General features: G+C 74.0%; 13 protein-coding genes. 4 read left to right on the forward strand and 9 right to left on the reverse strand.

The features are described 5' to 3' along the window. Window positions 1-192: 192 nt before the first annotated feature. Together PV410_RS12090 and PV410_RS12095 are read right to left on the reverse strand one after the other, a co-directional pair. Window positions 193-981: a hypothetical protein gene (locus PV410_RS12090; RefSeq protein ID WP_500324081.1), complete on the reverse strand. Its 789-nt coding sequence runs from the start codon at window positions 979-981 to the stop codon at window positions 193-195. Continuing rightward, entirely contained in the window at window positions 978-2,594 is a 1,617-nt protein-coding gene (locus tag PV410_RS12095) for a serine/threonine-protein kinase (RefSeq protein WP_500324082.1), read from the reverse strand. The genes PV410_RS12090 and PV410_RS12095 overlap by 4 nt, the downstream gene beginning before the upstream one ends. Before the next feature lie 185 nt (window positions 2,595-2,779). Here PV410_RS12095 and PV410_RS12100 point away from each other — a divergent pair, with 185 nt between their 5' ends. Then, window positions 2,780-3,733, forward strand: coding sequence for a lytic polysaccharide monooxygenase (locus tag PV410_RS12100; protein WP_500324083.1), 954 nt, complete (start codon window positions 2,780-2,782; stop codon window positions 3,731-3,733). A gap of 32 nt (window positions 3,734-3,765) precedes the next feature. Here PV410_RS12100 and PV410_RS12105 read toward each other — a convergent pair whose 3' ends face one another. The 3 genes from PV410_RS12105 to PV410_RS12115 all read right to left on the reverse strand — a co-directional run bounded on the left by PV410_RS12105 (window position 3,766) and on the right by PV410_RS12115 (window position 5,905). Further along, complete coding sequence (locus tag PV410_RS12105) at window positions 3,766-4,776, reverse strand: questin oxidase family protein (protein WP_500324084.1); 1,011 nt, start codon at window positions 4,774-4,776, stop codon at window positions 3,766-3,768. Window positions 4,777-4,894: 118 nt separating this feature from the next. Further along, window positions 4,895-5,446, reverse strand: a complete 552-nt coding sequence (locus PV410_RS12110; RefSeq protein ID WP_500324085.1) for a TetR-like C-terminal domain-containing protein — start codon at window positions 5,444-5,446, stop codon at window positions 4,895-4,897. Between the two features lie 36 nt (window positions 5,447-5,482). Continuing rightward, on the reverse strand, window positions 5,483-5,905 hold the full coding sequence (locus PV410_RS12115) for a nuclear transport factor 2 family protein (RefSeq protein ID WP_500324086.1): 423 nt from the start codon (window positions 5,903-5,905) through the stop codon (window positions 5,483-5,485). Window positions 5,906-6,045: 140 nt separating this feature from the next. Here PV410_RS12115 and PV410_RS12120 point away from each other — a divergent pair, with 140 nt between their 5' ends. Next, a complete protein-coding gene (locus PV410_RS12120; RefSeq protein ID WP_500324087.1) occupies window positions 6,046-6,615 on the forward strand; it encodes a PadR family transcriptional regulator in 570 nt (189 codons plus the stop codon). A 19-nt stretch (window positions 6,616-6,634) separates the two neighbouring features. Here PV410_RS12120 and PV410_RS12125 read toward each other — a convergent pair whose 3' ends face one another. Together PV410_RS12125 and PV410_RS12130 are read right to left on the reverse strand one after the other, a co-directional pair. Continuing rightward, the gene (locus PV410_RS12125; RefSeq protein WP_500324088.1) at window positions 6,635-7,570 is read right to left on the reverse strand and encodes a MerR family transcriptional regulator; all 936 of its coding nucleotides are present in this window, start codon (window positions 7,568-7,570) and stop codon (window positions 6,635-6,637) included. A 64-nt stretch (window positions 7,571-7,634) separates the two neighbouring features. Further along, complete coding sequence (locus PV410_RS12130; RefSeq protein WP_500324089.1) at window positions 7,635-8,597, reverse strand: LysR family transcriptional regulator; 963 nt, start codon at window positions 8,595-8,597, stop codon at window positions 7,635-7,637. A 106-nt stretch (window positions 8,598-8,703) separates the two neighbouring features. Between PV410_RS12130 and PV410_RS12135 the strand changes: the two genes are divergently transcribed. Together PV410_RS12135 and PV410_RS12140 are read left to right on the forward strand one after the other, a co-directional pair. Next, window positions 8,704-9,399, forward strand: a complete 696-nt coding sequence (locus PV410_RS12135) for a type 1 glutamine amidotransferase domain-containing protein (RefSeq protein ID WP_500324090.1) — start codon at window positions 8,704-8,706, stop codon at window positions 9,397-9,399. Window positions 9,400-9,440: 41 nt separating this feature from the next. Continuing rightward, on the forward strand, window positions 9,441-9,953 hold the full coding sequence (locus tag PV410_RS12140) for an HD domain-containing protein (RefSeq protein ID WP_500324091.1): 513 nt from the start codon (window positions 9,441-9,443) through the stop codon (window positions 9,951-9,953). On the opposite strand, the gene PV410_RS12145 is transcribed toward PV410_RS12140, so the two are convergent. Further along, window positions 9,913-12,108, reverse strand: coding sequence for an FUSC family protein (locus PV410_RS12145; RefSeq protein ID WP_500324092.1), 2,196 nt, complete (start codon window positions 12,106-12,108; stop codon window positions 9,913-9,915). The two genes, PV410_RS12140 and PV410_RS12145, sit on opposite strands and share 41 nt — an antisense overlap. 106 nt (window positions 12,109-12,214) lie before the next feature. Next, window positions 12,215-13,498, reverse strand: a complete 1,284-nt coding sequence (locus tag PV410_RS12150) for a PP2C family protein-serine/threonine phosphatase (protein ID WP_500324093.1) — start codon at window positions 13,496-13,498, stop codon at window positions 12,215-12,217. Window positions 13,499-13,522 lie beyond the last annotated feature (24 nt).

Below are 13,522 nucleotides of genomic sequence, written 5' to 3' on the forward strand. Positions count from 1 at the left end.
ACCGTTCCCGAAAGGCGGAAAAACCACCGATTCGCAAGGTTGCGGGAAAGCCGCGGAGATGCGATAAGCGCTACCGAGAGTGGTCGTCCCGGTCAAGAGAGTTAAAAGGCGACGGCTGTGTGCTGAGGCCTCGTCATATGGCTGAGCCCGCCCGCGCACAGGCTGCGCGGGCGGGCTCGGGGGTCGCGGGGGTCACGGGCAGACGTACGAGAAACCCGTCGTGACGGCGCGGTGGCCGGGTGTGATGATGCGCAGTTCGGCCTCCGCCCGGTACGTGCCGTGACCGCGGAAGGTCCACAGCAGGTGCAGCCGTGCCTCGTGGCGGCCGCGGGGCACCTCTTCGTACAGCACGTCGGAGGAGGTGCCGTCGTTGCGTAGCCATCGGTAACTGATCGTGCCCGGGCGCCCGTTGGTCGTGACGACGGCGACGAGGTCGACGGTCGTGTCGCACGCGGGTGCCGACGGGGACGGGGTCACCGTCACCCGCTTCACCTCGAGGCCCGGACCGAAGCGCTGCCAGGCCAGGAAGACGAGCACCGCCACCAGCACCGCACCGGCCAGTACGTACCGCCGCGGCCACCTGCGACGATGCGGTCCGGGCGGCGGAAGCGGGGTGATCCGGCCCCGCCACACCTCGGCGGCGACGTTGGCCCGGGCCGCCGCGGCGGGTGTGACGCCGGGCCCGAACCGCATGACCTCGCCCTCGACCCGGTCCGGCAGGACGACGGTGGGGCCGGCCTTCACCGTCGGTACCGCCGCCTCGGCGCTGACCACGGGCTCGAGCCGGGCCGTCGGCAGTGCCGACGGCGCCCAGTGCTCGGCGAGGACGGTCGCGCTGTACTCGGGATCGGCGTCCTGCGGCGCCGTGCTGTGCGGCCTCGCGTCCTGGGGGGTCGCGTCGTTCGGCGCCGCGTCCGTGAGGCCGAGACGGAAGGTGCGCTCGGTGTCCTCCTCGGGTGGGAGGTCGCGTGACCCGTTCACGTGATCACGCAACCACGGGTGAGGATCTGCTGGAACGACTGCCCGTTGGCCGCCGTCGGGTCGGTGGTGGCGGCCGCGCCGAACCAACAGCCGCTGCCCCGCGGGAACGTGTGGTCGGCGGTGAAGGAGTACGAGGTGGAACCGCTGCGGGTGAAGGTCTGTGCGCCGTCGGCGGTGCCGGGCTCTCCCTTCGCGTCGCTCGTGTACCAGGTCACCGTGACGGTCACGGGGCGTGCATCACTGGTGCGCAGCCGGATCGTGGCCGAGGCACTGAATACACCCGTCTGGGCGAGCGAGGTGACCGAGACGTCGCTCACGCTCACCGGGGGTGTCGTCGATGCCGAGGGCGACACCGTCGGCGTCGCCGTCACGGACGCGGAAGCCGTGGCCGAGGCCGTCGTGGTCGGCGTCGGTGCGGCCGGCGTGGTGACGGCGGTCGCCCCGGTGGAGGCCGGGGCGCTCTCCGGCGTGGAGGGCGACGGGCTCGGGGAGCCGGGCGAGGGACTGCCCGGCGGAGCCGTCGTCCCCGGCGCTTCGGAGGTGCCGCGTGGGGTCGCTCTCGTCGTTTCCCCTGTCCAGTTGGCGGTCGTCTGGTGCGGGCCCTCACCCGAGGCCACCGCGGCGAAGGTCAGCAGCCCGGCGATGACCACACCGCCCACCGCGGCGAGCATGCCCTGACGTGTCAGGCGCCGTGCGCCGCCGCCGACCATGGTCGTGGCCAGGTGGACCGTCCCCGGCCCGGGTCCCGCCGACGGGAAGAGCAGCGGCAACAGCACCGCGAGCGCGGCGAGCCTGCGCTGCCCTCGCTCCTCCCAGTCGTTCCCGTAGGCCGCTCCCGCGATCACCTCCAGTTCCGCCACGAACGCCTCGGCGTCCGCCGGACGCAGCGCCGGGTCCTTCGCCATCCCGCGCAGGATCAGCTCACGCACCGGCTCCGGTGCCTGCCCGACCGGTACCGGCGCTTCGATGTGCTGAACGGCCAGCTCGGCGAAGTTCTCACCCTGGAACGGCTTGCGGCCGGTCAGGCACTCGTAGAACGTCGCGGTCGCCGCGTACACGTCGGTCGCGGGCGATGCCGGGCGCCCGTTCCACTGCTCGGGGGCCATGTAGGCGGGCGTTCCCGCCACGGCCCCCTTGGTTCCGCTGCGCAGGGCGATGCCGAAGTCAACCAGCTTCGACGATCCGTCCGCCGCGACCAGGACGTTCTCCGGTTTGTAGTCGCGGTGCACCACACCGGTGCGGTGGGCGGCGGCGAGGCCGAGCAGCGACCCCTTGAGCACCACCAGGGCTGCTTCGGGCCCGGTGGCTCCTTCCTGGCGGAGTAACGCCCTCAGCGCCAAGCCGTCGACCAGCTCCATGACGATGGCCGCCCCTGCGGGACCCTCCACGTACTCGTACAGACTGGCGACATATGGGGTGTGGAGACCTCCCAGCAGCTGTGCCTCGGCTCGGAACTCCTGCAGGAACTCCGGGTCGCCCCGCAGTTCGTCGCTCAGGTACTTGATCGCGACAGGCGTTGACGTGGCGTCATGGGACGCGAGCACCACGCGACCGCAGCCGCCCGAGCCCAGTTCTCTGGCCTCGGTGTACCCCGGAGCCCTCCAGCCGCTCATTCACTTGTCCCCCCTGCATGTGGCGCGGTGCCGGCGACCGCGTCGACTTTTCCTCAACAGACACGATTCCTCGGCGACCGGTTCCCGGGGAACCCCCCACCCGGCTGAACACCCCCCGCCGACCGTCCGTACTACGAGGGGACGTGCGTTCCGATCCACCGAACGGCAACAGGAAGGCGGCCGGCATGGCCCCATCGCGCCACGTGCTCAGCTCCGTCGTCGCAGGCACGGCCGCGTTGCTGCCGCTGGCCCTGGCGGGACCGGCGGCCGCCCACGGCGCGCCGGTGTCCCCGGTGAGCCGCGCCGCGGCGTGCGCGTCCGGAAGCGGACAGTACGTGGGGACGGCCGCCTGCCGGGCCGCCGCGGCCGCCAACGGCGGGAGCCGGCCCTTCGCGGACTGGGACAACCTCCGCGTCGCCGGGGTCGCGGGCCGCGACCGCCAGGTGATCCCGGACGGGAAGCTGTGCAGCGGCGGGCTGGCCGCCTTCCGTGGCCTCGACCTGCCGCGCTCCGACTGGCCGGCCACCCGGCTGACGCCGGGCGCCGCCTTCACCATGGCGTACGGAACGACCATCCCGCACCAGGGCACGTTCCGGCTGTACCTCACGAAGGAGGGCTACGACCCGACCCGGCCGCTGACCTGGTCGTCGCTGGCGAGCGACCCCTTCGTGAAGGTCACCGACCCGCCCGTGTCCGGCGGCGCCTACCGCATCAGCGGGCGGCTGCCCTCGAACCGCACCGGGCACCACGTCCTCTTCACGATCTGGCAGAACTTCTCGACACCCGACACGTATTACTCGTGCTCCGACGTCGTCTTCCCGGCTGCCGCGGCCAAGGCACCGGCCAAGCCCGCGAAGCCGGCGAAGCCCTCGCCGGCTTCGGCCTCCGCGACGCCCGAAGCCGCGGCGTCAAAGGGCACGGCGTCCCCCTCCGCCATTCGGACGGCCGGATCCCCCGCGGCCGCCCAGGCCTCTCCGCGGGACGCCGTGCGTACCCCGGCCACCCAGCCCGTGGCCGCCGAGAGCGAGGGACCGGGGCGCACCCTGCTGGCCCTCGGCAGCGCCACCCTGCTTGGCGGCATGGCCGCGATCGCCCTGCTGTTCCGGCTGCGCCGCTCACCGGGCACCCGGGGCCGTTAGGTCCTGTCGTCCAAGCCCCGCCGGACAACCGACTACCGCAACGGTTCGCTCAGTTCGATGGAGCGCAGGGCGGCCGCCAGGGCTGGTCCGTCGCCGACGTCGAGGGCGGTGTCGGTCAGTTTGATGACGTGTTCGTCGCCGTGCTCCAGGGCCCGTTCGAAGACCTCCTCGGACGTGAAGGTGCCGGGCGGGGTGTACGCGACCGGCGCGTCCGGCGCGTACATCGCGGTCACCGCGGCGGAGGCCGTCCAGGCGGCCCGCAGGCTCGGCACCCACAGGGCGCGCGGGAGCGCGGGCAGGGTGCGCAGGACGGCGTTGGGGGCAGTGGCCGCGTGGACCAGCATCGTCTCCTCGCCGTGGCCGTGGGTGGCGTACCGGTGGGTGGCCGCCCGCACCAGTTCGGTGAGGCGGGTTCGGGCCTCGTCCGGGTCCGTGACCGCCGCCGCCCACACCGGCAGGCCCGTGACGCGGCCGAGCCGGGCCGGGAAGCCGCCGTCTCGTACGGCGAGGGGCACGACCGCGTCGAGGGCGGCGGCCGCGCTGCCCGCGCCGGGCAGGGGTGCGAGGTCCGCGACGGCGTGGTGGCGGGCGGCCCAGTAGCCGAGGCCGTGGGCGAGTTCGGCCAGACGGGGTCCGGTGCTCTCGCCGGCCAGCAGGGTGCGTACGGCGTGGCCCACCCGGATCACCGGGTGCGTCGAGCCGCCGTACAAGCCGGGCAGGAGTCGGGGCCACCACAGCGTGAGCACCTCGCGCCAGGGATGCTCGGCGATCTCGCGCCCGAAGTAGCCGATCCAGTCGCCGGCCCGGCGCGGATCGCCGAGCGCGGCACGCCAGTTGCCGGCCGTGACCGGCTCGGTGCCGGACGGGAACTCCTCGAGCTTGCGCGCGTAGAGGTCGAGCCAGCGGTGCACCGAACGGGCCTGTCCGTGGGCGGCGAGGGCCTCGACGGCCATCGGCGCGTGGTTGGTGAGTCGTCCGAGGCGTTCGGGCCCCGATCTGTGCAGTCGCTGGAGCGCCTCGTCCAGGGTCCCTGTCGTATCCATGGCCAGGACATTAGGCGGGGGGCCGCGGCGGCGTAACCGGCCGCAGGCGTAGGACCCGGCCTAGGTCGCGCGGCCCTTCGGATCCCTTCGGAGCCGTTCGGATCCCTTCGGCCCGGGTTCAGGCGCGCCCGAAGGAATCCGCCAGGGAGTCGATCCGGGCGGTCAGGAGCGCGGCGCCGCTGTGGCCCATGCCCTCGAGCTGGCCGGCCGTCTCCAGGCCGACGGCGCCGTGCAGGTGGGACCACGCGAGCACGGCGCCCGTCAGCGGCACACCGGGGGCCGCCGCGGCGCGCTCCCCGGTGTGGGTGGTCACCCAGGCGGCGACGGCGTCGTCGCGGCGTGCCCAGCTGTCCGTCTCCTCGACGACGGGGAGGACGGCCGCGGTGGGGGAGGCCGTGGCGAAGACCTCCAGGAAGGGTCCCAGGGCCGCCCTGGCGCGCTCCACGGTGTCGGCCGGGGCGGTGCAGCCGGGGACGGGCGTGCCCTGGACCAGCAGGTAGCGGTGGGGCCTGCGGACCGCCCACGCGCGGTACGCCTCGGCCAGCGCGCACACCGAGCCGCAGGTCATGGACTCCTCGGCCTTCGAGCGGGCCTTCGGCACGGGGCCGGCACCGCTCGGCGAGGCGCTCGACGCCACCGTCGCCTGGTACCGCGGGCTGCTCGCGGGCACGTGGCGGCGCCGCCTTACCGGCGCCGGGCCCTCGCCCTACGGGGCCGGTACGAGCCCGTCGGCGACGAGGCCGGCCAGGACGGCCTCCCCGAGCGCGTGCACCGCGGACTGCGGGCGCACCATCACGGTGAACTCCTTGACCAGGCCCGCCTCGTCGACCTGCAGCAGGTCGATGCCGTGGATGCTCTTGCCGCCCACGGTGGCACGGAACACCAGCACCGTCGACGGTGCCTCGGTGCCGTCGGCGCTCGTCTCGACCGTGCCGTCGAGGGTCCCCACGTAGTGGAAGTCCTCGAAGGTGCGCAGCAGGACGCCGAAGAGCCCCAGCACCATGGGCTTGCCCTCGAACGGGGTGAACTTCACCGGGCTGTAGAGGCGGATGTCGTCGTGGAACAGTTCGTCCAGCGCGCTGAGATCGCGGCGCTCGACGGCGGACCGGAAGCGGTCGGCGGCTGTCATGGCTCCTCCTGGTCGTCCGGCTCCGGACGTCGACACTCAGAAAATTGATTACTCAGTTTCTTGAGTATCATGAGGAGCGGTCACACGGAAGAGCACGGCACGGCGGGACAGACGTGACGACGGACGGAAGGGGAGCCGGGATGGCCCTGCGGCACGCGGTCCTGGCCGCACTCCTGGACGGGGAACTCAGCGGCTACGAGCTGACGAAGGCGTTCGACATCGGGGTGGCGAACTTCTGGCACGCCCTGCCGCAGCAGCTCTACGCCGAACTGACCAGGCTCGAGAAGGAGGGGCTGATCGCGGGCCGTGAGGTCGTGCAGGACAGCCGGCCCAACAAGCGCCTCTTCCACGTCACCGAGGGCGGGGTCGCCGAGCTGGAACGGTTCGCGGCGGCGGTCGGCAAACCCTCCTTCATCCGCGACGACCTGCTCGTGGCGGTGCAGGCCGCGGACGTGGTCGACGCCGGGGAGCTGATCGCCCGGCTCGGCGAGCGGGCCGCCTTCGCCGACGCCAAGATCGAACTGTTCGAACGGCTCCTCGCGCGGATGCGCGGCGGCCGCACCGAGGAGGAGTTCCTCGGTCGCGGCCGCCGCGTCGGCCCCTACCTCACCTGCCTGCGGGGCCTGGCCTTCGAGGAGGGCAACCGGGACTGGTGCCGGCGGGCCGCCGAAGTCCTGCGGCAGCGGGCTCGCGTCGCCGAGGAACGCTGACGGCCCGCGACGCCCGGCCTCATCCCGTCCGCAGGGCGGCCGTCAGCCACGCCACCGCCGGGGCCAGCGCGGGCGGCGCCTCCTGCCCGCCCACCCGCGCCAGCAACTGCCAGTAGCGCTCGTAACGGGAGTCGTGGGAGATCTCCAGCCGCTCGGCCAGCCATCCCCGGAACTGCGGGCCGTCCGCCCGGCCGGACAACTCCGCGTACGCGCGGACGAGTTCCTCCACGACAGGACGGGCCGCCGGTGATGCCGGGCCGATGCCCGCCGCCACGGCGCCGCCCGCGCGCTCCCGCAGCAACTCGGCCGTCCGGCGGGCCGCCGCCGGGTCCGGCTGACCGCCCTTCGCGAGGGCGCGGCTCTGGTCGGCGACGGCGCGGCGGACGCCGGCCCTGAAGTCCTCGTCCTGGATCAGCTCGGCCAACTCCACCCAGGCGCTCACCTGCTCCGGCGAGGCCTCGTCGGGGAGTTCGGGCATCGCGGCGCGCATCATGGCCGGGAAACCGGGGTCGACGTCGATGCCGCTCACGACGTCGTCGACGAACTCGTCGACGAGGCGGCGGCGTTCACGGTCCGAGAGGGTGGCGAGTCGGTGCATCAGTTCCGTCTCCTGTGGTGAGGCCCCGCGCCCCGCGACCGTCCGCAGCACCGCCTGGCGGACCCGCAGGGTGCGGATCTGCACCTCCAGCGCCTCGGCGTGGGCAGCGGCGACCTCGGCGACGGTGACCTTCCTGTCCAGGATGGAGTGGACGGCCGCGAGGTCGATGCCGAGGTCGCGCAGCGTGCGCACGAGGGCCAGACGGTCCAGCGCGGCCCGGTCGTAGAGCCGGTAGCCGGCGGGTGTCCGATCGGTCGGCGGCACCACTCCGGTGTCCGACCAGTACCGGATGGTCTTCACGGTCAGACCGGTTAGCCGGGCCAGGTCACCGATGGTGTGGAGGGTGTCGTCGTCCATGTCCGCCATCCTGGGGTCTCCCGCCGCGGGAGACTCAAGCATGCGCCCCGGGCGGCGCCGCGCCTCACCAGGCGCGGGCCTCGCGCAGCAGCAGGTCGCGGACGAGGCCGAGGTGCGGGTGGTGGTCGGCGCCCGGGCGCTGGACGAGGTAGGCGGTGTTGATGGGCGGGTCGTCGGGGTCGAGCAGCGGGACCACGGTGCCGTCCGCCAGGGCCGCCGCGCACAGGTAGCGGGGGAGGACGGTGAAGCCCGCGCCCGCGGCGACGGTGGCGAGCACGCCGCGCAGGTCCGGGACGGTCACGGCGGCGTGGCCGGTGAGACGGAGGCCGAACACATGGCGCCAGTAGCGGCGCGCGATCGGCAGGTCCTCGGCGTACGAGACGAGCGGGACGCCGCTCAGCGCGCCGGGCCCGCCGGAGGCCACGTCCAGCCGGGCGGCCCGGGACGGGGCGGCCACCAGCACGAACTCCTCGTCCATCAGGGGCACGGCGCTGAGCAGGCGCCCGCGCGGGCGGTGCGTGGAGATCACCAGGTCGTGCTGCCCGGCCCGCAGCGACTCCAGCAGGACGTCGGTGAGCCCGGTGCCGATCCGCAGCCGTACGCCGCGCTCGACGAGCGGTGCGAGCGCGGGCAGCGCGCGCTCGCACAGCAGCTCCGCGGGGCCGCCGAGGCGGACCGGCTCGGCGGGCAGGTCCGCGTCGCCGTGCCCGCGGCCGGCGACGGCGGCCAGCGCGTCGAGCGGCTCGGCCACCCGTCCGGCGAGCTCGTCGGCGAAGGGCGTGGCGGCGACGCCACGTGGCAGCCGCTCGAAGAGCTCTCGGTCCAGTTGGCCTTCGAGCGTACGGATCTGGGTCGTCACCGTCGGCTGGGAGAGCCCCAGGAGCCGCGCGGCCGCGGTGAAGGAACCGGCGCGGTGCACCGCCAGGAAGGTGCGCAGCAGCGCAAGGTCCAGCGACCCCCCTCCCGGGCCCCCGCCCCCGTGCCCCGGGCGTATTCCCGGCGACCCATTGGAAACCGTATGGCTCATGATGGCGATCCTATTGGATGCCAATGGGAGGTCCGCCCTACCGTCGAGCCGTCCGGCCCGCTCCGACGCGGTCCGGTGGCAACCGAGCACACCAAGGAGACCTGACATGGCGAAGATCCTGTTCGTCCTGACCGGCGCCTCGTCCTGGACGCTGTCCGACGGCACCGAGCACCCCACCGGCTTCTGGGCCGAGGAGGCCGCGACCCCGTACCGGATCCTCACCGCCGCGGGCCACGAGGTCGTGGTGGCCACCCCGGGCGGCGTCGTGCCGGCCGTGGACCGGGGGAGCCTGGCCGCCGAGTTCAACGGCGGGGAGGAGGGTGCCCGGGCCCTCGCCGGGGAACTGGAGGCGATGACGGTGCTGCGGCGCCCGATCAAGCTGGAGGAGGCGGACCTCGACGACTACGCCGCCGTGTTCTACCCCGGCGGGCACGGGCCGATGGAGGACCTCGCCGTCGACCCGGTCTCCGGCCGCCTGCTGACCGCCGCGCTCGACTCGGGCAAGCCGCTCGGCGTCGTCTGCCACGGTCCCGCGGCCCTGCTCGCCGCCGAACGCGCTGACGGCGGCTGGCCGTTCGCGGGCTACCGGCTGACCGGCTTCACCAACGCCGAGGAGACCCAGGGAGGGCTCGCCGGCCGTGCCCCCTGGCTCCTGCAGGACCGTCTGGTCGCCCTCGGCGCGGACTTCCAGGAAGGCGAGCCGTGGACGCCCCACGTGGTGACCGACCGCAACCTGATTACCGGTCAGAACCCGGCCTCCTCCGGCCCGCTGGCCGAGCGCCTGCTCGCCACGCTGGCCTGAGGCTGGACCGGCCCGCCCGGCGCCCCCGAGGATGGGCTGCCATGAGGGTGAACAGCGTGGCCGCCACCGAGGCCCTGGCACGCCTGGCGCACGAGGGCCAGACCGACCGCATCGGCGTGCCCTACATCGAGCACGTCCGGGCGGTCGCGGCGGGCCTCGCCGCCTTCGGGCCGGACCTGCAGATGGCCGCACTCCTGCACGACGCCATCGAGGACACCCCCTGGACCGCCGGCCGGCTGCGCGCCGCCGGCGTCCCGGAGCGGGTCGTCGGCATCGTCGAGCAGGTCACCAACCAGCCGGGCGTGCCCTACGAGGACGAACTGCGCCGGATCGCCGCCAACCGGGACGCGGCCCTGGTGAAGATCGCCGACAACGCCCACAACAGCCACCCGGACCGGGCCGCGCGCCTCGACGAGGCGCAGCGGCTGCGGCTGGCCGCCAAGTACCGGGGGGCCCGGGCGATCCTGTGGCCGGCGGTGCCCCGCGAGGACGTGGCCACGATCCTCGCGGTCGTCAACCCGGCCTTGCTGCCGGATCTTCCGCCGGCCTGCTGATCGCGGTGACCACCCGCTGCAGGCTGGCCAGCCAGATCGCGGCGTCGACGGCGTAGTACAGCAGCGGGTCCGGTGCCCGGCCGCCCGAGGCGGCGCAGACGTCCGCGATGACCGTGCGGTCCGTCGGCACGCTCCGTCGCGGGGACTCGGCGGGCGCCGGACGCATCGTGCCCGAGCGCAGGTCGTACGTCAGCGGCAGTGTGGTCAGCCGCAGATGGTGGGCCGCGTCGCGCAGGTGCGCGGCGCTGAGCGGCCACGCGGCCAGCGCGCCCGGCGGGCAGTGGTCGACGAGGGTCTGCCCCATGGTGAGGACCCGGTTCCCGGCCAGCATGATCGCCTGGAAGTCCGTCGGCAGCGCGGGTCCCGCACCGGGGGCGTCGCGTTCGGTGGCGAACTGCGCGTAGCTGGCCTCCGCGATCAGCTGGGCGAGCCGGGCCCTGGACAGCGCGTCGCCCACCGTCCCGGTCCCGGTGATGCACTCGGTGATCCGGGTGACCGCCAGGGTGCCCTGGTCCAGCAGCCGCGAACAGGCCCGCCCCAGCTCGCCCGTGCCGCCCCGCGGCCAGGCCAGCAGCCCGACGACGATGCCGGTCAGCGCACCCGTCACCACGTCCGCGATCCGGAACGCGGCGAGTTCAGGACCCGAGGGGGCGATCTGTGTGAAGGCCGAGGCCACCGCGACCGTGAAGAACGCCTGGCCCCAGCCGAGACCGAGCACCGGCCCCGCCGTGAACGCGAGGAAGAACACGGGCGCCATCATGACCGCGTACACCGGCGTGTGGTCGCCCACGAGCAACAGCAGCAGCGCGGCCACCCCGGCCCCCACCAGCGTGCCGCGCACCGCGGGGACCACGGTCGTACGGGTGCCGGCGGCGCTGGTGCGCATCACCGTCAGCGTGGTCAGGAGCGCCCAGAAGCCGTGCGACAGGTCGAGCCCGCCCGCGATCAGGCGCGCCGCGGCGAGGGCCAGTGCGATGCGCACGGCGTTCTGGAAGTAGACCGAGCGCGGCGTGAGATGGGCCCGCATCCGGTGCCCGTACAGGGCGACGGGCGACTGCCCCGCGTACCAGAACGGCCCCAGCCGCTCCTCGGGCCGTGTCGTGTCGGGCGGCACCGGCGAGCCGAGCGCGATCCGCACGGAGGTGACCAGGAAGGCCGCGGTGTACGCGATGTCGAGCGCGATCGCCCCGTCCCGCACCGTCGAGGCGGAGGTCCCCCCGGACACCGGCCGGCGGGCCCGGTGCTCCTCGAAGGCCGCCGCGGCGGCCGCGCACGGGGCGACCAGGGGCGCCGGGGCCTCGCCCTTCAGCGCCCGGGCGGCACTGTGGCAGGCGGTGGCCGAGGCCAGCAGCATCCGCGACCGGGCGGGGTCGGGGGCCGGTGTGCGCTCCGCCGCGTCCTCGGCCAACTGCCCGGTCTGCGCCAGCAGGTGCCGCAGGTACGCGGCCCCCTGGCACAGGGCCCGGTCGCGTGCCCCCGCAGACGCCGGGCGCTCGTCCTTCGGCACGTGGCTCATGCGCAGCTGCTGCGCCGTCCCCAGCAGGCTTTCCAGCCGCTCGGTCACCACCGGCGGCTCGAGCGCCAGTGACCGCAGGGCCTTCGCCGCGGTCTCGCACGCGTGGGCGAGCCGGTCCTGGTAGCGGCCCGGTGACGGATCCGGCCACACCCACACCTCGGCGGCGGCCATCAGCAGCACGCCGACCACCAGACCGCACAGGCGCAGGCCCAGCGACTCCGGCTGGTACGGGGGGAAGCACGGCAGGATGTAGAACAGCTGCAGCCCGTTGGCGAGCCCCACCAGCTTGGGCCCGCCCACCCCCGCGTACGACACCGCGAACCCGACCCCGAGCATCCCCAGCGCCGCCGTCCAGTCGCTGACGGCCAGTGCCGTGCCCAGGGCGATGAGCAGCGCGGCCACCGGCAGCGCGGCCACCAGCGTGCGGGCGCGCTCGACCGGCGTACCGGGCACGTAGGACAGGCCACCGGAGGCCACGGCGCCGAAGAGGGCGTAGATCGCGACGACCGGCTGGCCGAAGCCGTAGCGCGCGACGTAGAAGCTCAGGCACGCCACGAGGGTCACCCGCACCGAACGGCGCACCGCGCGGAGGCCCGAATCACGGGCCCGCAGCCACTCCCGCGCACCGCGACCGGGCACCCGCGGCCTCCTCGTTCCTCAGGTCCACGACACGCCGGACCCCTTCAGATCACGGTAGGCGGGGCAGGACCGCCCGGCCACCGCGCGGTCCTGCCCCGCCCGCGCCTCACAGGCGCACGGTGACCAGCGCGATGTCGTCGGCCGCGCCTCCGGTGACGCCGAGCCGGGCCAGCAGGGCGTCCGCGAGCCGCTCGGCGCCGAGCCCGGGGGTATCGGCGAGCGCGGAGGTCAGCCGGGCCAGGCCCGTGTAGATGTCCTCCCTGCGGCGCTCGATCAGGCCGTCGGTGTAGAGCACCAGCGTGTCCCCCGGGCGGTACGTCAAGGCCGCCTGCGGCCGGGCGACGTGGGCGGGGCGGGCACCCAGGGGCGGGTCGGTGGCCTGGTCCAGCAGTTCGCAGGTGCCGTCGCCGTGGAGCAGCACGGGCGGCGGATGCCCGGCGCTGCTGTAGCTGATCGTGCGCCGCTCCTTGTCGATCAGCGCGCTGACGACGGTGGTGGCCACGGCACCTTCGACGCAGCGGGCGTAGAGGCCGACGACCTCCAGGGCCTTGGCGGGACCGTCGACGGTGCGCATGGCCGCGCTCAGCGCGCTGCGCAGCATCCCCATGACGCTGGCGGCCTCCAGGCCGTGGCCCACGACGTCGCCGACCGCCACCGCGTAGCGGTTCGGCGAGAGGTTGACCACGTCGTACCAGTCGCCGCACACGTTGAGCGAGCCCGCGGCCGGCAGGTAGCGCACCGCGATATCCTCGTGCTGGTGCAGGTCCGGCGAGTGGAGCATGGCCTCCTGCAACGTGAGGGCGACCTGCCGTTCGCGGGCGTGGGCCTCGCGCAGCTGGTCGTTGAGGCGCTGCAGCTCCCGGGCCCGCGCGTACAGCTCGGCCTCCATCGCCTGCTCCCGCTCGCTCAGCTCCGAGCCCTGCAGCCCGTGCCGGTGGCGGCGGGCCTGGACGAACGAGGTCACGTCCTCCACCCGGTGGATGATCCATGCGACGGTGCCGTCCGGCCCGAGGACAGGGGTGTTGATCGGGCTCCACCAGCGCTCCTCGAACCTCCCGGGATCGTCCATCACCGGGATGTCGTACTTCTGCAGCGCCATCGTGTCGGGCTCGCGGCAGGTCAGGGCCCGCTGCAGGGAGGCGCTGAGGTTGCGCACCCCGTCGGCCAGCGGGTCGTCCGGGTTGTCGGGGAACGCGTCGAAGATGTACTGGCCGATCAGGTCGTCCCGGGTGCGTTTGGTCGCCGCCAGGTACGCCTGGTTGACGCCCACGATCACCAGCGCCGCGTCCAGTACCAGGTACGGGCTCGGGGTCGCCGCGAACAGCGCCGCGTAGTCGATCTGCGGTGTCGCCACGGCGTGCTCGTCGTCCCCCGTGTCCGGCAGGGCCACGCAACCAATCTATAAGGCGTTCGG

The sequence above is a fragment of the Streptomyces sp. PA03-5A genome (assembly GCF_033792725.1).
GTDB lineage: Bacteria > Actinomycetota > Actinomycetes > Streptomycetales > Streptomycetaceae > Actinacidiphila.